Here is a 22,233-nt window from a genome sequence, read left to right as displayed (position 1 = left end):
AACGGCCGGTCCCCAACTCCTCCCGGTAGTGAGATCATGGGCGGGTGGGATCCGACGCGGATGTGAAACCGGGGACGCTGCTGGTGGCGGCGCCCACGCTGCAGGACGACAACTTCAGTCGTGCGGTGGTCTTCGTCATTCACCATCACGACGAGGGCACACTCGGCGTAGTGCTCAACCGGCCCAGCGGGATACCGGTGCACGACGTGCTGCCCAAGTGGAGCGAACTGGCGAGCGAACCCCAGTCGCTGTTCGTTGGCGGCCCCGTCGAGCAGCGCACCGCGATCTGCCTCGCCGCGCTGCGTACCGGAGTCGACGCGGGCGAGTTCAGCAACATCGTGGGTGTGAACGGGCCGGTGGGGCTGGTGGATCTGGACAGTGATCCGGACGAGTTGGCCGGGCAGGCGCGCGGGATGCGATTCTTCGCGGGCTACGCCGGCTGGGGCAAGCAGCAGCTGGCGGGCGAGATCGACCGGGGGGACTGGCACGTGTTCCCCGCCTTGCCGGAGGACGTGATCGCCCCGCCCGATGAGAATCTCTGGGCCCGAGTGCTGCGCAGGCAGGGGCCGCCGCTGGCTTTTCTGGCCACCCATCCGGGGGACGTCCAGCTCAACTGAGCGAGTTCTCCTCGTTCGCTTCCGGGGCCGTGGCGGCGAAGCATCCGCCCGCCGCCGAGCACAGCCCCGCCGCGGCGCAGCCACCACCGCTCGGCTCGGACACGTTCCCGGCGGGTGCCGAGGAGCAGGTGGCACATCCGGAAGCCGCCGGCGCGGTCTCGGGTACCGCGGCGGCCGCTCGCCCACCGAGCACGCCACCGGCCACGACCAGCACCAGCGCGCCGAGCACGCCGAGCCCGGCGATCAGCCATCCCGTGCCGGTGCCACCCAGCGCGGCCAGACAGCATCCCACCACCACGGCGATCGCTCCTCCCGCGAGGATCGGCGGAGCGGCCACCCGGTTGGCCAGCCGGAACGTCTCGTCGTCACGCAGCGCCGCCGGGGTTCGCACCCCCACGTACCGGTTGCGCGGCAGCGTGCCGCGCAACCCGCGCCACCCCAGAACCAGCGCGGCGAGACCGGCGACGATCACGACGGCACACACGATGATCAGCGATGCAAGTGCCACCCCGCCAGCCTACGACTCCACCGCGCTCGGGTTCGGACAGCTCCCGCCTCGGGTGCGCGGGAGCACACCTGGGCTGAAATCGGCCGTTGACTCAGTCCGAGCCGTCACTGGTGGAGAACATGCCGTTACCCAGCATCGAGCCCAACGACTCGCGAAGTTCCGCCGTGGCACGAACGACGTTATCGTGTGCCGCGATTTTGTCGTCCAGCGTCCCGAACACTCTTCCGATGTCGCGTTGGACCGACAGCGGCGGTAGGCGAACGGGCAGTGCTCGCAGAGCACGCGCGTTCAGGCTCGGAATCGTACCGCTGCTGGAGTTACGCGAGATCCACTCCCTTGCCTGCGGAGTACCCAACCAGTAGGTCAGGAACTGGCCGGTGACGAGGGAGGTGTCCGGTCGTAACCGGATACACGCCGTGCCGAACAGTGCTCCACCGTGTGAGGGATCCACGAGGGCGGGGCGGCCGGGAGAGCCGGTACGTACGCATAGCACGTCTCCGGCCGCCAGTCGGTACCGCTCCAGCTTCCCCGTGATTTGTTCCGGAGCGATGCGGTTCATGCCCTCGTCGATGATCCTGTTGTTGTGGATGTTCTTCGGCGCGACGAGAGCGATCCCCTCGGAGTGGTACTCAAGCTTGCGCAGTTGGCCACCGGGGCCTGCCAGCGCTTCGCACACCTCGCCGAGCGTGGTTTCCCCCCACCCGGATTCGATCGGGAGGTTCTCCGAACGCAGGCCGCTGTCCAACAGTGCGTACTCGACCACGCTGTCCTCGTGCCGTGCTTGCTCGTCGACTTCGAGCATGCGGGCGTCGCTTTGTCGGGCCTCGCGGACGATCGTGACCGGGTCGGTCTCCTCGGATGCTCCGGTGAGATAACCGCGGGGGGTCAGCCGGTGGTCGCGTTCCCGAATCTCTTCGAGCGGGACCGCGCGCAGGAACCCCTCCTCCGCAGCGGTCCTCCCCGTCCGGAAATCCCGATAAGCATTCGCGATCCGCTCGATCTCCTCGTGACTCAGTTCGCGTCGATTGCGTTCGACGAGCCGTCCCATCTCTGATGCGTCGATCAGTAGTACCTCGTCGCGTGTCGATTCCCCAACGGTTCGTTTCCGCAGTATCCAGACACTGACGCTGATACCGGTGGCGTGGAACAGGCCGCGCGGTAGCGTGATCACCGATTCGACAACCCCGTCATTCAACATCGCGGCGCGGATGCGGCCATTGGCTCCGCCGCTGAAGCCCGCTTGTTCCCCCATCAGCACGGCGGCCCGGCCTCCGGGCACGAGCTTGTCCACAGCGTGTTGCAGCCACGCGAAGCTCGGGTCACCCCCCATGGGGGTTCCGTAGCGCCAGCGCGTGTCGTCCTTGTGGCTCGTGTCGAACTGGATGCCCTTGCCGAAGGGTGGATTGCTCAGGATCACGTCGAACGACTCGTAAGCGCGCGAGTCCCGTAGCAGGACGTTCTCGGGCTCCGCTCCGATTTCCATTGCCGCGCCCTCGAATTCCGCACGCATGCTGGCGACGATCAGGGATTCCTCGGTCAGCGCGCGAGCGGACAAGTGGGAAGCGGGGACGGAGCAGTCGCGCTCGCGGCGGAACCGCGACGTCTCGATGAGCAGGTTTCCCACTCCGCAGCACGGATCGTGCACTTTTTCCGCACTGCTCGGCCGGATGATTCCGATCATGGTGCGTGCCACGGACCACGGCGTGTAGTACTCCACACCGTCGCGGTTGTACGCGAAAAGTGTTTCCACCAGATAATCGAACAACTCACTCAACGCGGGTGAGTTCGTGGCAAAACGATCGACAGGAAACTCCTGGTCGAGCTCGCGCGCGAACTCGACCAACGCTTCCAGCGTCTCCGAACCGGGTGTCCCGTAGTGATTCGGCAGCCAGTGGAGAGTCGTGTTGACCCGCTGCAAGGCGGCGGCTATCCCGTCCCGATCGTGTTGCCCCGCCGAGCTCCGTAGTTCTTTCCACTTCTCGGGGGCGTTGCTTCGCAGGTAGACCAGCGTGAGGAGCGGTACCCGGTAGTGCCGTGGCTCGATGAGACCGCGAATCGACCGCAACAGATCGTGTGCCCGCTCGGATGTCCGTTCACATCCGACGGGTGGATATACCGACTTCGGCTCCATCTGCTTGTCCTCTCCGAAACGCCTGCGATAGCTGGAATCGATCGGCTCATTGTCGCGTGGGGCTTACGGTGGAACCCGTGGACTTTCCGGTCGGGCGGCGATCTGTCGTTCGTCGGACAGCTGTTCATCGGAGCCGTTGACGATCATGATCGGAAACTCCGTGTGAACCCGCCGCGAGTCGCTGACGATCGTCCGGTCCACACCGATACGCCGGGCGATCTCGGTTGGAGAGACACATGGGGCGCTGTCGGTCATGCTGGTTCTACGCAGGTCAAAGAGTCATGATCAACATCCGATGGTTCCGGACGTCCGGAAAGAAGTTCGGGTAGGCCGTCCGTACGGCGCAGATACTCTGCTGTATCCCGCGAGATGTATCCGATCAGGCGGTGGAGATCATCGCGCTTGCGCCACAGATTCTGGTTCGTGATCGGTTCGTAGTGCATGACTCTGTTACGGAGCCCCAGCATGGGTCTCAGTTCCGCATGCAACTGCCTCCGTAGCCCTCGGTAGTTGGGAAAAGCCGCATGGAGGAAAGGGTGCCAGAACTTGCGGTCATAGCTCTCGCCTTTACTGAGCAGTCCCACCCAGAACCCGAAATTCAGCTCGGCCACGATGTCGTCGGCGCATGGCTCCTGCGTGTCCCCGCGCCGGAGTGCCTCGCCGCGGAGTTTGTGATGCGCTTCGTGGACCTTGTCGAGTCCGTTCTTATGGTTCAGTGGAGCCGTTTCCCACCAGTCCTCTCGCTCGTAGTACTCGCGAAAGGCCTCGTCCAGGGTGTTGCGCAGCCCAACCTCCAGCCAGTGCAAAGGTCGATAGAAAGCCGCACTCACTCGGAGATTCCAGTTGTAGAGGCTGAAGGCATGCCGCATGTTGCCATCGGCCGCTTTCAGATACGGCTCGAACCGTGCCGGTGAGAGCATGCGGATGATCCACTCCGGCAACTGGTCGGTCATGATGTCCCTCCAGTGCTGGCGCCGTGACCGCGCCGGTGCTATTGTGGCTGATGTAGGCCCCGGGTCCGCCTCTGCGACTGGTTGCTTTTCCGTCTGCATGCCGCCCGGGGCATTTTTGTGTTCGACACGTCACTTCGCCGCATGGCGTGACCGGTTCTCGTGTTCTCGCACTGCTGATCAAGAGTAGAGCGCGCTCCCCTGTAGCGTCAAGCGCATTGCAATGCGCGATTTTCCCGTGGTGTAGGACGAGGTACCGCCTCGGCAACTCTTCCGGTGCGCGGAAGCGCTTTAAGCTCCGGTTATGCTGTCCGTCGCGGTCATCACCCGCCTGTTTGTGAAACCGTGCTGAGGCGCTCGTCGCGCAGCAGCGGAGTGAGGAACAGGTCGGCGAGGGTGGCGGTATTTCCGAGGGTGCGCAGTTCGCCGAATCCACCCAGTCGCACTGGCCTGTTTCGCATGACCCCGGTCCAGCTGCGGTGCTCGGGCACCACGTATGAGCTCGGCAACCCTGTCTCGCTGTGTTGTGCGGAACGACGCCGTTGCGGTCAACCGGCAGAATCAGTGGAGGCCGCGAGATCGCCCCGCCGGTGCCGGTGTGGCCGCGTTCAGGGTCCGGCGGACCGGCGCCATGCGGGCCTCGGTGAGATCGGGAAGTCGCGACTTCGCAGCGGAACTCGATTCGGGGGTTGAGCCGCGTAGCGTGTTCCGGCTGACTTCTTCGTAGACCTCGGGGTAGGAGCGCAGGATCTCGGCCAGGACACGTTCATTCGGCGATTCGTCACCGACTTGGCCGAGTAGATGATCCAGCAGAGCTTGCCCGTCTCCGTTCGCGAGCCCGTATCGGCGGCTGTAGACGTCGATACGCGGGGCAAGACGGTTCAGATCCAGTCTGCCGTCGCGGGCGGCGTAGTGAATGATCGGTGCCACGTGACTGGCATCGACATGGTCCTCGAGCAGATCGACAACGGTGCGTTCGATCGTCGTTACCGGAAGTCCGGCGATCAGCGTCACGTCGGCCTCCTCGAGGACCCTTGGCCGTAACCGCAGTGAAGGATCCCGGAGATTTCGCCGCCGCGGCACGAGCATCTCCGTGCTGTCGGCCACGAGATCGCCGAGATCGTGCAGCAAAGCCGCGCTGCGGTGCGAGATCACTCCGCCCTTCTCATCGAGGACCGGTCGTTCCCAGACGGCAACCCCGGGGTTCAGTGCGAGCCAGGCGGCTTTGATGTCGGCGTGCTCGGTCTCCTCGGCCGCCGCCACGGCATACACCCCGTGACGTTGGCGCACCAGTACTCCCCGATCGACCAGCCGAGTCAGCGTGACCTTGCCGACATCCACCTGGCGGGCCTGCGCCGTGGTCACCATCCCCCACTGGGCCGACGAGTAGTCGCAGAGCTTCGCGAGTGCTTGCGTTGCCTTCATACCGCTACGATACAAGCTGAATACAGCACTAGTTACACTTAAAGGTTACTTTTGCTGCTTTCGTGTGTGCGGCCGAGATTCCGAGTCGGTGCCTGTGTCGATGACTGCGATGGGGAGGACCCCGGATCCGCCTCTCCGGTCTCGAACATCGGCCGCGACGCCGTCCGGGGCAGCCGCAGCACTCGCAGCTGTCCCCCTGCCGGGGGTTCCCACCCGGTCATCGTGCTTTGAACTCCGGTTATGCTGTTCGTCGTGGCCCCCGCCCGACTGCTTACGAAGCCGCGCTGAGGCGAGCGATCCTCGGCGCGGCAACCCCTCATGCCCGGCAAGGGCTGAGGGGTTTTTAACTTTTCAGTGGCGGCACACCGATGAGTCGCTCGGAGCGTTACCCGGCGGGTCGGAGCGACGGACTAGGGAAGGAAACGCACACGATGAGTGGCGCGGAACGGAACTCACAGGGCACGGACGGTGCGGGCGACGACACGCCCCCCTTCCGGTACACCGCGGGCATCGCGGGTGACATCGAGCGGGACTGGCAGCGGCGCTGGGAGGAGCTCGGCAGCTACCACGCCGCGAACCCGGTGGGACCGTTGCGGGGGCAGGACGCCGCGTCCGAGAAGCTGTTCGTGCAGGACATGTTCCCCTACCCCTCGGGCTCCGGCCTGCACGTGGGGCACCCGCTCGGGTTCATCGGCAGTGACGTCTACGCGCGCTACCACCGGATGCTCGGGCGCAACGTGCTGCACACGATGGGTTTCGACGCCTTCGGGCTGCCCGCCGAGCAGTACGCGGTGCAGACCGGCACCCACCCGCGGACCACGACCGAGAACAACATCGAGCGCTACCTCACGCAGATCCGCAGGCTCGGCCTCGGTCACGACGAGCGGCGCCGTGTCGCCACCACCGACATCGAGTTCTACAAGTGGACCCAGTGGATCTTCCTGCGGATCTTCCACGCCTGGTACGACACCGAGGCCGACCAGGGCAGAGGGCGTGCCCGCCCGATCAGCGAGCTCGAGGCGGAGTTCGCCTCCGGCGAGCGGGCCACCCCGGACGGCACCCCCTGGGACGAGCTGGGTAGCGACCGGCAGCGCGAGATCATCGACTCCTACCGGCTGGCCTACCTTTCCGAGGCCCCGGTGAACTGGTGTCCCGGCCTGGGGACCGTGGTCGCCAACGAGGAGGTCACCGCGGACGGACTCAGCGAACGCGGCAACTTCCCGGTGTTCCGGCGCAACCTCAAGCAGTGGATGATGCGGATCACCGCCTATGCCGACCGGCTCGTCGACGACCTGGACCGGCTGGACTGGCCGGACAAGGTCAAGACCATGCAGCGCAACTGGATCGGCCGCTCGCAGGGCGCGGAGGTGCGTTTCGCGCTGGAGAACCGCGACGAGACGATCGAGGTGTTCACCACCAGGCCGGACACCCTGTTCGGCGCCACCTACATGGTGCTCGCCCCGGAGCACCCGCTGGTCGACGAGATCCTCGCCGCCCCCGAGAGGTTCGGCGAGTGGCCCTCGGGCACCGATCAACGCTGGACCGGCGGCTACTCGGGCCCCGCCGAGGCGGTGACGGAGTACCGCCGGTTCGCCGCGACGAAGTCCGAGCTGGACCGGCAGGAGAACAAGGACAAGACCGGGGTCTTCACCGGGCTGCGCGCGGTCAACCCGGTCAACGGCGAGCTCGTTCCGGTGTTCGCCGCCGACTACGTGCTGCTGGCCTACGGCACCGGCGCGATCATGGCGGTCCCCGCGCAGGACCAGCGGGACTGGGAGTTCGCCACCGAGTTCGGGCTTCCCATCGTGCGCACCGTCGAACCCCCGGCCGACTTCGAGGGCGAGGCCTACACCGGTGACGGAACGGCGATCAACTCCGCCTCGGAGGTTACGGGGCTGAGCCTGAACGGTCTCTCGGTCGAGGACGCCAAGACCAAGGTCGTCTCCTGGCTGGAGCAGCACGGCCACGGCAACGGCAGCGTGCAGTACAAGCTGCGCGACTGGCTGTTCGCGCGGCAGCGCTACTGGGGCGAGCCGTTCCCGGTCGTCTACGACGAGGACGGCAACCCGCGGGGACTGCCGGAGGACCAGCTGCCGGTGGAGCTGCCCGAGGTCGCCGAGTACTCCCCGCGCACCTACGACGCCGAGGACGCGGACAGCCGTCCCGAGCCGCCGCTGTCCAAGGCGTCCGACTGGGCCGAGGTGGAGCTGGACCTGGGCGACGGGCTCAAGCACTACCACCGCGACACCAACGTGATGCCGCAGTGGGCGGGATCCTGCTGGTACCAGCTGCGCTACATCGATCCCGAGAACGACGAGCGGTTCGTCGACCCCGAGAACGAGCGGTACTGGATGGGGCCGCGCCCCGAGCGGCACGGCTCGAACGATCCGGGCGGGCTGGATCTCTACGTCGGCGGTGTGGAGCACGCCGTGCTGCACCTGCTGTACGCGCGGTTCTGGCAGAAGGTGCTCTACGACCTGGGGCACGTTTCGGCCGAGGAGCCGTACCGCAGGCTGTACAACCAGGGCTACATCCAGGCCTACGCCTACACCGACTCGCGTGGTGTCTACGTGCCCGCCGAGGAGGTCGTCGAACAGGACGGCAAGTACTTCTACGGCGGCGAAGAGGTCAACCGCGAGTACGGCAAGATGGGCAAGAGCCTGAAGAACTCGGTCTCGCCCGAGGAGATGGCCGACGCCTACGGCGTGGACACGCTGCGGCTCTACGAGATGTCCATGGGGCCGCTGGACGCCTCGCGGCCGTGGGCGACCAAGGACGTGGTGGGCTCGCACCGGTTCCTGCAGCGGTTGTGGCGCAACGTCGTCGACGAGCGGACCGGCGAGGTGCGGGTCACCGACGAGGAACCCGACGTGGAGCTGCTGCGCGCGCTGCACAAGACCATCGCCGGGGTGCGCGAGGACTACGACGGGCTGCAGTTCAACACCGCGGTGGCCAAGCTGATCGAGCTGAACAACAAGGTCACCAAGGAGTACTCGGGTGCGGCCGGTCCGCCGCGTTCGGTGATGGAGCCGATGGTGCTGCTGGTGGCCCCGCTGACCCCGCACCTGGCGGAGGAGCTGTGGTCGCGGCTGGGGAACGAGCGGAGCCTGGTGCACGGGCCGTTCCCGGTGGCCGACGAGGAGTACCTGGTCGACGACACGGTCGAGTACCCGATCCAGTTCAACGGCAAGGTCCGTTCCCGGATCACCGTGGCCGCGTCGGCCGAGCAGGAGGAGATCCGGGCTGCCGCGTTGGCCGACAGCAGGGTCGTCGAGCTGCTGGGCGGTGGTGAGCCGCGCAAGGTGATCGTGGTTCCCGGGCGACTGGTCAACGTGGTCGGCTGAGCTTCGGGCTTTCGGCGACTCCGTAGCGGTCGCATCGCCCTTTCGGGGCCTCGGTTTCCGCGGAATTCCGGGGCCCCGAAAAAGTCACGCGCGACAGCATGACAGGGACGGAACAAGAAATACCCCCGGCGCGCGCCACGTAGGCACTGGCTGACCGGGGGACTACGTCAGCAATCATACAACCGGACGCGGGATCGGGCTACCCGGGTGGTAGAACCCGGATCATGGACGAGCGGAATCTCCCGGCCGAGGAGCTGGCGCGGTTGTTGAGTGCTGAGCGGCTGGAAACCTACGAACGACACGCGCCGTCCTGGGAGCGCTCGCCTCTCGAGTTGTACACCCTCGGTGCCCGCCTGGCGTCGAGTTTTCACCACGATCTGGCGATCGTGGAAGTAGTACTTCGCAACGCGCTGCACAACGAGCTGTCCCGGGAGTATGGGACACACTGGTGGGCCGAGGACAGGCTGCTGGACGATCGCGGGCAAACCGCGATTGTCAAGGCCTACCGCGATGCCCGCTGCACCGAGGACAGCCCGCCGGGGAAGCTCATCGCGGCGTTGTCGATGGGGTTCTGGGTACAGCTACTGGAAGCCGGTGCTTACGCGGGCTCGCGACCTTACCGGCAACGCCGTTCCTACGACGCGTTGCTGTGGCGCCCGGCGCTGCGGTACGCCTTCCCCTACTCATCGGGCGTGCGCTCCCAGGTGCACAGCCTGGTGCATCGGGTGTACTCACTCCGCAATCGCGTGGCCCACTGCGAACCGGTCATCGCCGGGGTGCGCGTGCCCGGGACAAGGACACGGCGCAGCCCCGCCGAGATTCACGAGGATATCGTGACCTTGGTGCGGTGGATTTCCCCGCCGATCGGCGATTGGTTGGCAGCCCGGTCCCACACCCCCGCGCTGCTGGACGATTGGCCTCAGCCACGGTGATTATCGGCTCTTGAGCTGTATTGGGTGCGCGGTTCGTGTTCGGTTGCGGAGTTTTTGCTTCGTTGGCACGCCCCGGCGGTGCTGTCCGATCCGGAAGCTGGTTTTCCGTACTGCGTCTCGGATGATCGCGGAGCTGCGGAGTATCAGCAGGAAGAGCGGCCTGATCAGGTGAGGATCGGGACGGCGGCGGATTTCACAGCAGTCGGAGGCCGTCGCGGACGCGGCGCATGAGTTCCAGGGCCGGGTCCGGAGACGGTGGCCTGGGGATGAATGAGTGTGGCGGGGCATTCCGGGCGCTGTCGCGCCCGGCGGGGCGGGGTTCGCGCCACGCGGTGAGTGCGGGGCTCGCCTGCGGATTCCGCGGTGTCGCGGGAATCTCCGGTTCGATCCGCTGGGGATGGAACTGCCCCGGGGTGGTTCGTCCGGGTCGTTGTCGGGCCGGCGCACCGGTGCGTGCGGAGCCTCCGGTGGTGGAATCAGCGGTGGGGCCGACGGTTCCGGTAGTACGGTGGCGGCGCGCGGCGCAGTGGCGATTTCGCGGAGGTCGGCGGTCACGAGCACTACACCGACGAGTTTCCGACCCGCGAGGATTTCGACCTGTGGCGTGACCACGTCGCCGGGCTGGTGCTGCTGCCCGCCGACGTGAACCGCAGTTACCAGGACAAGTCGTTCGAGCGGAAGGCGCCGCACTACGCGAAGCAGAACCTCTACGCTGCGAGCCTGACCAGCGCCGCCTACCAGCACCAGCCCCAGTTCAGCTCCTTCGTGGCGCGATCCGGTCTGCCGTTTCGGCCGTACGACCGGTTCGGCAAGGCGGAACACGAGGAGCGGAGCAAGCTGGTCCGGGCCCTGGTGGATCGAATCTGGGATCCGGACCGGCTGGAGGAGTACCGGCCATGAGCGATGTCGGGCGGGCCGACGCAGGACGCGGGCTCGCCTGGTCACTCTGTTCACCGACCAGCTGGGACACCGCTCCTGGGAAACTGGACGCACCGTGCGGGGCACGCCGACATCGAGGAAGCTCCGCTGGGACAGAACCTCGAAGCGCGCGGCGCGAGTAAGCGGCGGTCGGCTCCGAAACTCGAGAGTTTTCGATCTTCGCTCAACCCGTTCGGGGGTTCGTGCGTCCGAAGGGGTGACATACGGAAACCGAACCGTGCGATCAGCCCCAGGGCTACGGAGAGCTGATCGCACGGCGAGAGGAGCGAACCGCTATGCGTACCACGCGCACGAGAACCGGCCTGACCGGACTGGTGGGAACCGGAATCGCCGCGGCTGCTCTGGTGGTCGGCGCACCGTTGGCAGCGGCGACGCCTTCCCAGTCCCAGCCTACGCCTGTCACCGCGGCGGACGAGGAGAACCACCAGGAGGGGACCGACGGGCCGGACGGGCTGTACGGCACACCCGGGCAGGACGTGATCAAGGGGCGTGGCGGCTTCGACGTCATCTTCGGCGAGGCCAATGAGGACAGTCTGTTCGGCAACTCCGGCAACGACCTCATCCGGGGCGAGGCAGGTAACGACTTCCTCCACGGTGGACCGGGCAGTGACTACCTCTACGCCGGTCCCGGCGACGACACCGTGATGTCCGACGAGCTCGGTTCCGACGACGAGGCGGACGTCATCGACTGCGGTCCCGGCACCGACCGCTACAACGCGGATCTCGACGACAAGGTCGTCAACTGCGAGATCCCCTACTACGGCAGGGGCTGACGCCTGCACTTCGTCGTGCCGCCCCGCGCCGCGGGGTGGCACGACGAGTCCCGGTCGGCTGTCGCCGTTCAAGGGCCGTGATCTCCCGATTTCGCCTAACCGGAGCGACAGCCGACCGCGGATCCGCCGTGCGAACGTCACGCTCGAATAGGGTTCCGGGCGGGCAGGGCCTCGGCCGGGCGTCGAGTCCCGCTGATTCGCGGACTCAGGCAGCGTGCGTGGTGTGTTCCAGCCGGTCGGCGAGCCAGACCTCGATGACGGACTGACGCGTCACACCCAGCCTCCTGGCTTCACGATCCAGCGCCGCGATCATCCGGGCGGGGAAATCGACGTTGACGCGCCGCTGCTCCTCACCGGGACGTTGTGCCTTGGCGAGATCGAGCGTCGAGGTGATGTCCTCGCCGCGATCGAATTTGTCGTCGAACTCCGCAACCCTCACAAATCTCTACCTCCTCAGCCCGAGACCTACGCACCGAGATGATCTCAAGGTTCTCCCGACGCCCAGTCCGGCTGATCGACACTTGCCGCCGATGCGACCGATCGGTCCTCCGGCAGTGTGCCGTGGGCTCAGGCGGGACCGGCGGCCCCGGTGAACAGCACGTACAGCGGCAGTCCCAGGTTGTTGACGGTGTGGACGGCCACGGCGGGCCAGATCGACCCGCTGCGGCGCATCAGCTCGGCGGCGATGACGCCCACCGCGATCGCCGCGGGCAGCACGATGTTGATGCCGTGGAACAGGGCGAAGATCACCGCGCTGCTCACTACGCCGGTGACGGGTCCGTAGCGCAGCAGTGCGTTGGCGACCACGCCGCGGAAGAGGAACTCCTCACCGATAGGAGTGAACAGGGACAGGAAGACGAACGTCAGGATCAGGGGCAGCACGCCGCCGTTCGCGGCGTCGTAGTACACGCCCTGCGGATTGGCGTCGAATCCGGTGATGCTGATGATCGCGTAGCTAAACAGGCCATTGACGGCGAAGGCGGCCACGCCCCCGCTCACACCGATGAGCATCCAGCGCCAGGTGGTGCGGCGCACGCTGAAGGCTGCCAGGGAACGGATGCGCAGCAATGCTGCGACGCCGAAGCCCACGAGGCCGACGACGCCCGACCAGGCGGCCAGGACCAGCCCGTACGCCATCGGGCCCAGCTCCAGCCCCCACGGCCCGAAGAACGGCACCAGGGCCGTGGCGGCGATCATCGCGAGCAGGCCGACCACGATCTCGGGCCATCCCGGTCGCACGGGTCGTGTGGTTTTCCGGGGGATCGCTTCTTGCGGTAGCTCGGCTAGATCGCTCGACATGGTGGTTGACTCCTCGTGCTCGTGGTTTTCGAAGGGGCCGCTCCGGTGCACCGCCTCCGGCCGACACGAGTTATCGCAAACTATGCCGTTGGGGCATGGTCAAGCTCGATCGGTTCTGCTTGACTGTGCCCTCGGACACACGGCCCGCCACCGAGAAAGCAGTTGCCGAGAAGAACGAGAGGAAGGTGGTCCGGTGGCTTGGAGCACGCGGCAGTTGGCCGAACTCGCGGGCACGACGCTGAAAACCGTCCGCCACTACCACGAGGTCGGGCTGCTGGACGAACCGGAACGGGCGGCGAACGGGTACAAGCGGTACCGAATCGGACACCTGGTCCGACTGCTGCGGATCCGCAGGCTCGTCGACCTGGGCGTGCCGCTTTCCGAGATCGCTGCGATGGAGGAATCGGAGGAGAGCACGGAGCAGTCGCTTCGGGCGCTGGACGACGAGCTGGCGGCGAGCATCGACCGGCAGCAGCGGATGCGGGAGGAACTGGCCGTGATCCTGCGGCATCGTTCCCCGGCCGACCTGCCCGCGGGCTTCGACGAGGTCGCCGCCGAGCGCTCGGACGCCGACCGGGCCCTGCTGCTGGTCTATTCGCGGGTCTTCGGCGACTCGGCGATGGCGGCGTTGCGGGAGATGCTGTCGCGTCCCCCCACTCCGATCGAGGAGGAGTTCGACTCCCTGCCCGCGGACGCGAGTGAGGACACTCGGCGGCGGGTGGCCGAGCGCTACTTCCCGGAGATCCGACAGCACTACCGCAACCACCCCGTGCTGCATGATCCGTGGGCGAACGCGCTGCGGGAGGAGAGGTCCAAGGAGTCGGTCGTCGGCCAGGCGTTACTGGAGTTGTACAACCCCGCCCAGCTCGATGTGCTGCGGCGCATCGACGCGTTGCGAACGAAGGACGACACGAGCTCGGGCGACGCGTGATCCGGCGTGATCACGGAGTGCCGATGTCCGCACGGCGATCGGGGTCACCACGCGATGAGACCCCGGGAAACGCCAGACTGGTTCGACAACTCCGCCACGGGGTAACCGCCGGGCGGTAGTCGAGCGAGTTGGAGGACGTATGCGGACCCCGAGTATCCCCGTGAAGTTCGATCCCGCGAAGCTGCGCGAGTCACTGGACGGCCGCTGGGGCGAGGTCCGGGAACGGGTGCGTGGCGTCCTGGAGAACGAACCGCTGCCCACCGGAGACGGGCTGGACACCGAGTCCCACCGGGCACACACCTTCGAACAGCTGCGGCGGTTGGCCGACAGCGAGATCGTCCGGATCGGTTTTCCCGTCGAGTACGGCGGATCCGGTGACCGGGGCGGTTCGGTGGTGGCCATGGAGATGCTGGCGGGCAACCTCTCGCTGATGGTCAAAGCAGGTGTCCAATGGGGACTTTTCGGTGGTGCGGTAACCGCGCTCGGAAGCGAACGCCACCACGAGAAACACCTTCGGTCCATAATGGACCTTTCGGAGCCGGGTTGTTTCGCGATGACCGAGACCGGGCACGGCTCCGACGTGCAGCACCTCGGAACCACGGCCGTCTACGATCCGGCCACGGCCGAGTTCGTGGTGCACACCCCGGACGAGTCCGCGCGCAAGGACTACATCGGCAACGCCGCCAGGGACGGGCGCACCGCCGCGGTCTTCGCCCAGCTGCACACCCCCACCGCCGACGGCGGCACGGAGAACCACGGCGTGCACGCCCTGTTGGTCCCCATCCGCGACGAGGAGGGCAACCCGGTCCCCGGAGTGTCCCTTTCGGACTGCGGGCGCAAGGCCGGGCTCAACGGGGTGGACAACGGCAGGATCTCCTTCGACCGGGTGCGAGTGCCCCGGGAAGCGCTGTTGAACCGCTACGGCGACGTGGCCGAGGACGGCACTTACAGCAGCCCGATCGAGGGGGTGAACAAGCGGTTCTTCACCATGCTCGGCACCCTGATCACCGGGCGGGTGTCGGTGGCGGGCACCGCCGGGTCCGCGACCAAACTCGCGCTGGAGATCGCGCTGCGCTACGGCGAGACCCGGCGCCAGTTCGCCAATCCCCGAACCGGTGGCGAGACACCGGTGCTGGACTACCTGGCGCACCAGCGAAAACTGCTGCCCGCGCTGGCAACCTCGTACGCGCTGCACTTCGCGCAGGAGGAACTGGTCGCCACCCTGCACGACCTGCGGCGCGCTTCCCCCGACGAGGACCCCGAGGGACGCGCTCAGCGGGAGCTGGAGTCCCGCGCCGCCGGGCTCAAGGCGGTGACCACCTGGCACGCCACCCGCACCATCCAGGAGTGCCGCGAGGCCTGCGGCGGGTCCGGTTACCTGAGCGAGAACCAGCTGACCGGCTTGAAGGCCGACACCGACGTGTTCACCACTTTCGAGGGGGACAACACGGTGCTGCTGCAACTCGTGGCGAAGGGACTGCTGACCGGCTACCGCGAGAGCTTCGACGAGCTCGGCACGTTGGGAATGGCCCGCTACGTCGCCGATCAGTTCGTGGGAACCGTGATCGAGCGGACCGCCGCCCGCTCGGTGATCCAACGCCTGGTGGATGCCTCACCAGGCCGGGACGACGAGGACGCGCTGTTCGACCGGGGGTGGCAGCTGCGGCTGTTCGAGGACCGGGAACGGCACGTGCTGGACGGTGTGGCCCGCAGGCTCCGCCGTGCCGGGTCCGGCGACAGCGACCCGTTCGAGGTGTTCAACGACGCGCAGGACCACGTGCTGCGCGCCGCCCGGGTGCACATCGACCGCATCGTGCTGGAAGCGTTCGTGGCCGGGATCGAGCGTTGTGCCGATCCGGCGGCCGCCGAGATGCTGGAGCGGTTGTGCGATCTGTACGTGCTGTCCAACATCGAGGCCGATCGTGGCTGGTTCCTGGAACACGAGCGGATCAGTCCGCGCCGGGCCAAGGCCGTCACCGAGGCCGTCAACACGCTGTGCAAGGGATTGCGCCCGCACGCGGTCGAACTGGTCGCCTCGTTCGGGGTGCCGCGCCAGTGGCTGCGGGCGCCGATAGCCACCGGTGAGCAGCCTGGTATCGGCTGAAGGTCCCGGCCGCGACCCGACCGGCGGTCCGGAACTCATTGCCGGTACAGCCCGGCTTCCCGGCCGAGTTCCTCCAGCATCGACTCGAACAGCCGGTCGGCGTGGCTCACGTCGAAGGGGAACTTCCCGAAAACCTCCAGCGCGACCTGGCCGTAGAGCCTCGCCCACCAGCGCAGCATCATGTACACCGCCTCGACGCTGAACGCCTCCGGGGGCATCTCGATGCCGTGGGTGTTCAACGCCGCGGCCAGGTCCCGCTGGCTGTCCGTGAGTCCGGCTCGCAGCTCCTCCGGAATTCGGGGTGGCGACGGGTTGCCGGCTCCCTCCGCCATGAGCGGCCCGACCACGCCGAGGAAGACGCTGCCCAGCTCGTCGCTGTGGGTGGCGGATTTGTGTGTGGCGGATTTCTCCGACGTCGCCGTGGCGTCGGGATCGTGAGCGTCGGTACCGGTGTTCCCACTACCGTTGCCGCCCGGGGTGGCGAACGCCAGCGTGAACTCCCGTGGATGTGCCAGCGCCCAGCTCCGGAAGCCTCGGCAGACCGCGAACACCTTGCTCAGGTGGTCGTCCTCGATCCCGCACATCGTCTCGTTCAGCTCCGCCGAGAGGTCGTCGCAGATGTCCTCGGAGAGCCGATTGAGCAGGTCCTCGCGGGAGTCGTAGTAGCGGTACAGCGCGGGCGCGGTGATGCCGAGCTCACGTGCGATCGCGCGTAGGGTCACCGCTTCCTGTCCCTCGCGGACCAGCAGTTCGCGCGCGTGCCCGCGGATGTCGAGGTCCGTGGCAGCACGCAGCTGTTCACGTCGAGTGACTCCGTTCATGTGTCACTCCATCGGGTGCTTATCTCGGAGTTCATCGCTACAGTGGTGCGAAGTAAACGCCGTTAACTCGGTAATGGCCGGGTCGTAGCCACTGTACGGTTCGGTCCGCACAGCCGGAGGTCCGTGTGTTCGCTTCCTGGGGCTCCCTCACATATCGGCGCAGGCTCCCGGTGCTGGTGACGGTGCTGCTAATGGTCGTTACGGGCGGTGTCTGGGGGTTCGGGGTCTTCGACCGATTGTCCCAGGGCGGTTACGAGTCGCCCGACAGTGAGGCCGCGGCGGCACAGCGACGGGCCGAGCGGGTGCTCGGGTCCAGCGGTGACGTGGTGGTGCTCTACAGCGCGGACCGGGGGACCGTGGACGATCCCGAACTGGGTGAACGAATCCGGAGCACGCTCGCAGAACTGCCGGATTCCGCCGTAAGGGAGGTCAACTCCTACTGGAGCACCCCGAACCCGGCCCTGACCAACGAGGATCACACCACCGGGCTGGCCACCATCCGGCTCGCGGGTGGCGAGAAGGTCAAGACCGGTGCCTACGAGCGGATAGCCGATCGGCTCGACGTGGCGGGAGCCAGTACCGACGTGGCGGGAAGCGTGCCGCTGCAGGCGTCGATGAACAGGCACTCCAAGCACGATCTGGTGATGGCCGAGGCCGTCTCGCTCCCCGTGGTGCTGGTACTGCTGGTGATCATCTTCGGTGGTCTCGTCGCGGCCGCCCTTCCGGTGCTGGTCGGCGGGGCCGCCGTACTCGGTTCGCTGGGCCTGCTGCACCTGATCACCCTGTTCGCCGACGTCAACACCTTCGCGGTCAACGTGGCGAGTCTGCTCGGGCTGGGGCTGGCGATCGACTACGGCCTGTTCGTGGTCGGTCGGTTCCGCGAGGAGCTCGCGACGGGCGACTCCACTGGCGAAGCCGTGCGCCGCAGCGTGGCGACAGCGGGCCGCACCGTCGCCTTCTCCGCCACACTGCTGGTGATCGCGTTGGGCAGCCTGTTGCTGTTTCCCCAGAGCTTCCTGCGCTCGTTGGCGTACGGCGGAATGTCCTCGGTGGCGTTGGCGGCGGTGATCTCGCTGACGGTGCTGCCCGCCGTGCTCGGCATGCTCGGCCCCCGGGTGGACAAGCTCGCGATGCCCTGGCGTCGCAACCGCCGGAGCGACGCCGAACCCGGGCGCGGCTGGTACCGGTTCGCCGACGCGGTGATGCGACGTCCGCTGCTGACGGCGTTCCCCATCATCGCCGTGCTGTTGCTGCTGGGGGCGCCGTTCCTGCGGACCGAATTCGGCACACCGGACGAGCGGATCCTGCCGAAGGACGACCCCGCCAGGCAGGGAATCGAGCGACTTCGTGCCGATTTTCCCTCGATGAGCAGCGACAACGTTCGGATCGTGCTGGACGGCGGCGGGAACGCACCCACGCGGCAGCAGGTCGCCTCCTTCGGTACCGCCGTCGGCGAGGTTCCCGGCATTGGCCAGGCCCGCCCCGCGGGAAGCCACGACGGGGTCGTGGTGCTCAAGGCGGGCCTGGAGGCGGAGACGTTCGGGGAGCGGGCAAACGACGCCGTCGAGGAAATCAGGTCGTTGCCCCCGCCACCCGAGACCGAGGTGCTGGTCGGCGGTACCACCGCGCTGAACCTGGACAGTCTGCGCGACACCGTGAGAACCCTCCCGTGGGTGGCGGTGCTGCTCGTCGGGGCGACGCTGGTGCTGATGTTCCTGGCGTTCGGCTCGGTACTGCTGCCGATCAAGGCCGTGGTGCTGAGCGTGCTCAGCCTATCCGCGACCTTCGGGATGCTCACCTGGATCTTCGTCGACGGCCACGGCGCCGGGCTGATCAACGTCACTCCCGCTCCCCTGTCGGTGGGCATCGTCGTACTGATGGCCTCGGTGGTGTTCGGGCTGTCCACCGACTACGAGGTTTTCCTGCTCTCCAGGATGGTCGAGGCGCGCGCCCACGGTGCCGACACACCCGAAGCGGTGCGCACCGGCCTGGCCAGCACCGGCCGGATGATCACCGCCGCCGCGCTGCTGCTGATAGTGGTCACCGGAGCCTTCGCGTTCTCCGGCGTCACGATGATGCGGTTCATCGGGGTGGGAATGATCGTGGCGCTGCTGCTGGACGCCACCGTGGTGCGAATGATCCTCGTACCCGCTTTGCTGCGGTCGCTGGGTGATGCGTCATGGTGGGCACCCGGAAAGCTGCGTCGGTTGCAGCGACGGGTCGGCCTCTCCGAGGCGGAGGCCGGGAACGAACCGGAGCCGGAATCGGTGCGCTGATCGGAGCGTTCCGGTGGTGGGCAGGGCGTTCGGTGGGTGGACCCCGCCATCGGAGTCGACCCACGGTGCCGAGAGGATCGACCGAGCATCCACGCCACGTCTCCGGTGCTCTCGCGGAAGTGTGCCGCGGGGAGCCCGAGGTGGTGCCGACGAAGGACGACGAGTGAGCCGGAGGTGGCCGATGTCGTGGCGACAGAACCCGAGTGACCCCGACGAGCGGGTCGGAGGGAACGGGGAGGACCCGGACCGAACCGCTGGCCCGAACCGCGTCGGTGGGGAACACCGGGCGGCCGGGGAAACGGGGAAGGACGGCAACGTGCTGGTCTACACCCGCCCGGGTTGCCCCTTCTGCACCTCGCTGCGTGCCGGGCTGCGCAGACACGGGGTGAGCTTCGAGGAGACCGACATCTGGCAGGACGAACGGGCGGCCGCCGCCGTCCGGGAGCTCGCCGACGGCAACGAGACGGTTCCCACCGTGGTGATCGGTTCCTGGTCGGCGGTCAATCCTTCCGCCGAGGCCGTACGCGAGGCCGCGGCGACACACGCTCCCGCCGCGCTGCCGGAGAGCGAACCGGGGCTTGTGGATGGTGCGCTGCGGGCGCTGCGGTTGCGCGATTCCTGATCGCGGCTTCCGCCCGATCGCCGGGGAGGTGCGGCCCGCGGGGCCTCTCGCCCGCTCCCGCGTGGAGAGGACGGCGGTGTGGTCCCGCCTCGGGAACGAGGATCGGAGCCGAGGACCGGGGCCGGCCGTACGGGGGGCGTTACGACCGGCCCCGGCTGTTGCCATCGCCGATGGCGCGATATCGACGAGCCGCAACCATTCCAGTGTGACCCCGAGGAACCCGAAAACGGTGCGATTTCGTTCCCAATAACCCCCGAACGGGGGTGTGGTTGAGGGGCGGATTCGGTTCGAAACACGCGAATCGTGCGAGAATTCTCAGCCTGATCCGTCGGGGGAACGACAGACTCTCCGGAACCTTCCGTCCGGGTGGTATCTGTGTAACCGTCCGGTGCGGTACGGGAGGCGGGTCACGAGTGTCGGCCTGGTGTTGCTCGGCCCGGCGGTGGTGACCGTGTTCCCGCTTTCCCGGTTCGAGTGGTCAGCAATGGTGGGATTCGTGGTGGCCGCCCTCGGGACGGTTGCCGGGGGCAGGAAGCTGGTGTCCACCGGTTCACCCAGCGAGAGCCGATGGATCCGGGCCGGGCCGGCCAGGTGGTGTGCTCGGGAGTGTCCGACGGTTCGCGAGTGCGTCACGTTTCGTTGTGTCATGTCTCCAGCCTGCTGGTCAGTACGAGGGACGCGGATCCGTGCGGTTACTCATGAGTTACCTATTGTCGGCAGCCCGCTGGTTCGTTCGAGTGAAGTAAGTTCCCTCGCGTACCTGATGCCCCTCTCCGGGCGACTGGTCACTGTTTCGTTCGGACGGGTTTCGTGGTCCCGTGAGTCCGTACGGCGTCGGGAGGCTCGGCGTCGCGGGAACAGCTAGCCGAAAGGTATGGTCTAGACCATGTTGCGATTGAGTGGTGTCGGCGTCAGCAACGGGCGGGCCGCCGGCCCGGTGGTCCGGGTCGCCGAGCCCCTGCCCGAACCCCCCGCCTCCCCCGCCGTAACGGATCCGGAAGCCGAGGCCGCGCGGATCCCACCCGCCGCCCAAGCGGTGGCCGACGGACTGTTCGCACGCGCCGCGGGCGTCGAGGGGGACGCCAAGGCCGTTCTGGAGACCACCGCCGCGATGGCGATGGATCCCTCGTTGAGCTCACGCGCCGAACAGCTCGTGCACCAGCGCGCGGTGCCCGCGCCACGGGCCGTGCTGGAAGCCGCCGACGAGTTCGCGGAATCCCTCCGGGCCACCGGTGGCTACCTGGCCGAGCGGGTGCGGGACGTGCACGACGTGCGGGACCGGATCATCGCCGAACTGCTCGGGGTGCGGCCTCCGGGGGTTCCCGCCCTGCTGGAACCCAGCGTGCTGCTCGCACGGGACCTGGCGCCCGCGGACACCGCCGATCTGGACCCGGACCTCGTGCTGGCCCTGGCGACCGAGGAGGGCGGCCCCACCAGTCACACCGCGATTCTCGCCCGTTCGTTGGGCATCCCCGCCGTGGTGGCGGTGCGCGGACTGCTCGCCGAGAGCGCCGCGATCGCGGCCGAGGTCGACGGCGACAGCGGGGCTATCGGGCTGTCGGAGGAACGGCTCGAGGTCCGTGCCGCCGAACGGGCTGACACGGCGAACTGGACCGGCAGCGGCGGCACCTCGGACGGGAGTCGTGTCAAGATCCTCGCCAACGTGGGCGCTGCCGCCGACACGGCGGCAGCCGTCTCCGCACGGGCCGAGGGAGTCGGGCTGTTCCGTACCGAGTTCTGCTACCTCGCTGCCGAGGACGAACCGGAGGTCGCCACCCAGCGGGCGGCCTACGCCGAGGTGCTCGCGCCGTTCGCCGGGAAACCCGTGGTGGTGCGCACCCTGGACGCGGGCGCCGACAAACCGTTGGGTTTCCTGGGCACCGGAACCGAGCCCAATCCGGCGCTGGGTGTGCGCGGGTTGCGGGTGGCGTTCGACCGGCCCGAGGTGCTCGACCGGCAGCTGGCCGCCATCGCGGCGGCCGCGGGGGACTCGGGCGCGGACGTCGCGGTGATGGCTCCCATGGTGGCCACCCCGGAGGAGGCCGCCTGGTTCGCCGAACGTGCCAGGACGGCCGGGATCGCCCGCGTCGGTGCGATGGTGGAGGTGCCCGCTGCCGCGTTGATCGCCGGGGAACTGCTGGAAGCGGTCGACTTCGTCAGCATCGGTACCAACGACCTGGCGCAGTACGTGTTCGCCGCCGATCGACAGCTCGGCGCGCTGGCGGGGCTGAACGATCCCTGGCAGCCCGCGCTGCTGCGGTTGATCGCGATGATCGGTCGGGCGGGGAGCGAGACGGGCAAGTCGGTCGGGGTCTGTGGGGAAGCGGCCGCCGATCCGCTGCTCGCCCGGGTACTCGTGGGGCTGGGGGTGAGCAGTCTGTCCATGGTGGCCACGGCCGTTCCCGCCGTGGGCTCGGCGGTCGCCGGTGTCTCGCTGCGAGCCTGTGAACGAGCCGCCGAGGCAGCGCTCGCCGCGTCGGACGCCGCCGGAGCCAAGGCGGCGGCGCGTGCGGCGTTCGAATGAACCTCAGCGGCGACTCGTCGTGCGCACCAAGCTTCAC

At 67.6% G+C, this 22,233-nt stretch carries 17 protein-coding genes and 1 pseudogene; 10 read left to right on the top strand and 8 right to left on the bottom strand.

The window, feature by feature from the left end; translation table 11 throughout:
• Positions 1 to 44: 44 nt before the first annotated feature.
• Positions 45 to 617, top strand: coding sequence for a YqgE/AlgH family protein (locus ACOQFL_RS15890; protein WP_435544945.1), 573 nt, complete (start codon positions 45 to 47; stop codon positions 615 to 617).
• On the opposite strand, the gene ACOQFL_RS15885 is transcribed toward ACOQFL_RS15890, so the two are convergent.
• The 5 genes from ACOQFL_RS15885 to ACOQFL_RS15865 all read right to left on the bottom strand — a co-directional run bounded on the left by ACOQFL_RS15885 (position 610) and on the right by ACOQFL_RS15865 (position 5,631).
• Entirely contained in the window at positions 610 to 1,125 is a 516-nt protein-coding gene (locus ACOQFL_RS15885) for an SdpI family protein (RefSeq protein WP_435544944.1), read from the bottom strand. The genes ACOQFL_RS15890 and ACOQFL_RS15885 overlap by 8 nt on opposite strands.
• Before the next feature lie 91 nt (positions 1,126 to 1,216).
• On the bottom strand, positions 1,217 to 3,190 hold the full coding sequence (locus ACOQFL_RS15880) for an N-6 DNA methylase (RefSeq protein ID WP_435544943.1): 1,974 nt from the start codon (positions 3,188 to 3,190) through the stop codon (positions 1,217 to 1,219).
• 317 nt (positions 3,191 to 3,507) lie between these two features.
• Positions 3,508 to 4,209 carry a hypothetical protein gene (locus ACOQFL_RS15875; protein ID WP_435544942.1) on the bottom strand — a complete coding sequence of 234 codons (702 nt, stop codon included), beginning with the start codon at positions 4,207 to 4,209 and terminating at the stop codon, positions 3,508 to 3,510.
• A gap of 320 nt (positions 4,210 to 4,529) precedes the next feature.
• Positions 4,530 to 4,667 carry a hypothetical protein gene (locus ACOQFL_RS15870; RefSeq protein ID WP_435544941.1) on the bottom strand — a complete coding sequence of 46 codons (138 nt, stop codon included), beginning with the start codon at positions 4,665 to 4,667 and terminating at the stop codon, positions 4,530 to 4,532.
• Positions 4,668 to 4,767: 100 nt separating this feature from the next.
• The gene (locus tag ACOQFL_RS15865; RefSeq protein WP_435544940.1) at positions 4,768 to 5,631 is read right to left on the bottom strand and encodes a type IV toxin-antitoxin system AbiEi family antitoxin domain-containing protein; all 864 of its coding nucleotides are present in this window, start codon (positions 5,629 to 5,631) and stop codon (positions 4,768 to 4,770) included.
• A 431-nt stretch (positions 5,632 to 6,062) separates the two neighbouring features.
• Here ACOQFL_RS15865 and leuS point away from each other — a divergent pair, with 431 nt between their 5' ends.
• The 4 genes and pseudogenes from leuS to ACOQFL_RS15845 all read left to right on the top strand — a co-directional run bounded on the left by leuS (position 6,063) and on the right by ACOQFL_RS15845 (position 11,619).
• Positions 6,063 to 8,975, top strand: a complete 2,913-nt coding sequence (leuS, locus tag ACOQFL_RS15860; RefSeq protein WP_435544939.1) for a leucine--tRNA ligase — start codon at positions 6,063 to 6,065, stop codon at positions 8,973 to 8,975.
• A gap of 224 nt (positions 8,976 to 9,199) precedes the next feature.
• On the top strand, positions 9,200 to 9,907 hold the full coding sequence (locus ACOQFL_RS15855) for a CAAX protease (RefSeq protein ID WP_435544938.1): 708 nt from the start codon (positions 9,200 to 9,202) through the stop codon (positions 9,905 to 9,907).
• Positions 9,908 to 10,483: 576 nt separating this feature from the next.
• Positions 10,484 to 10,807: pseudogene (locus ACOQFL_RS15850) on the top strand (DUF262 domain-containing protein); the annotation flags it as partial.
• Between the two features lie 314 nt (positions 10,808 to 11,121).
• Positions 11,122 to 11,619 carry a calcium-binding protein gene (locus ACOQFL_RS15845; RefSeq protein ID WP_435544937.1) on the top strand — a complete coding sequence of 166 codons (498 nt, stop codon included), beginning with the start codon at positions 11,122 to 11,124 and terminating at the stop codon, positions 11,617 to 11,619.
• 205 nt (positions 11,620 to 11,824) lie between these two features.
• On the opposite strand, the gene brnA is transcribed toward ACOQFL_RS15845, so the two are convergent.
• Complete coding sequence (brnA, locus tag ACOQFL_RS15840) at positions 11,825 to 12,058, bottom strand: type II toxin-antitoxin system BrnA family antitoxin (RefSeq protein ID WP_435544936.1); 234 nt, start codon at positions 12,056 to 12,058, stop codon at positions 11,825 to 11,827.
• Between the two features lie 128 nt (positions 12,059 to 12,186).
• Positions 12,187 to 12,918, bottom strand: a complete 732-nt coding sequence (locus ACOQFL_RS15835) for a CPBP family intramembrane glutamic endopeptidase (protein WP_435544935.1) — start codon at positions 12,916 to 12,918, stop codon at positions 12,187 to 12,189.
• Between the two features lie 193 nt (positions 12,919 to 13,111).
• Here ACOQFL_RS15835 and ACOQFL_RS15830 point away from each other — a divergent pair, with 193 nt between their 5' ends.
• Entirely contained in the window at positions 13,112 to 13,849 is a 738-nt protein-coding gene (locus ACOQFL_RS15830; RefSeq protein ID WP_435544934.1) for a helix-turn-helix domain-containing protein, read from the top strand.
• 139 nt (positions 13,850 to 13,988) lie between these two features.
• Positions 13,989 to 15,953 (top strand): acyl-CoA dehydrogenase family protein, encoded by a 1,965-nt coding sequence (locus ACOQFL_RS15825; protein ID WP_435544933.1) that lies wholly within the window; start codon positions 13,989 to 13,991, stop codon positions 15,951 to 15,953.
• A gap of 35 nt (positions 15,954 to 15,988) precedes the next feature.
• Here ACOQFL_RS15825 and ACOQFL_RS15820 read toward each other — a convergent pair whose 3' ends face one another.
• On the bottom strand, positions 15,989 to 16,774 hold the full coding sequence (locus ACOQFL_RS15820) for a TetR/AcrR family transcriptional regulator (protein ID WP_435544932.1): 786 nt from the start codon (positions 16,772 to 16,774) through the stop codon (positions 15,989 to 15,991).
• A gap of 125 nt (positions 16,775 to 16,899) precedes the next feature.
• Here ACOQFL_RS15820 and ACOQFL_RS15815 point away from each other — a divergent pair, with 125 nt between their 5' ends.
• From ACOQFL_RS15815 to ACOQFL_RS15805, 3 genes are all read left to right on the top strand, one after another.
• On the top strand, positions 16,900 to 19,050 hold the full coding sequence (locus ACOQFL_RS15815; RefSeq protein WP_435544931.1) for an MMPL family transporter: 2,151 nt from the start codon (positions 16,900 to 16,902) through the stop codon (positions 19,048 to 19,050).
• A 316-nt stretch (positions 19,051 to 19,366) separates the two neighbouring features.
• Positions 19,367 to 19,672, top strand: a complete 306-nt coding sequence (locus ACOQFL_RS15810; protein WP_435544976.1) for a glutaredoxin family protein — start codon at positions 19,367 to 19,369, stop codon at positions 19,670 to 19,672.
• Between the two features lie 886 nt (positions 19,673 to 20,558).
• Positions 20,559 to 22,196 carry a phosphoenolpyruvate--protein phosphotransferase gene (locus tag ACOQFL_RS15805; RefSeq protein ID WP_435544930.1) on the top strand — a complete coding sequence of 546 codons (1,638 nt, stop codon included), beginning with the start codon at positions 20,559 to 20,561 and terminating at the stop codon, positions 22,194 to 22,196.
• Positions 22,197 to 22,233: the final 37 nt, after the last annotated feature.

Source organism: Actinopolyspora sabaoui (assembly GCF_051225635.1).
Classification (GTDB): domain Bacteria; phylum Actinomycetota; class Actinomycetes; order Mycobacteriales; family Pseudonocardiaceae; genus Actinopolyspora.
This window is presented reverse-complemented; position numbering and strand designations above follow the sequence as displayed.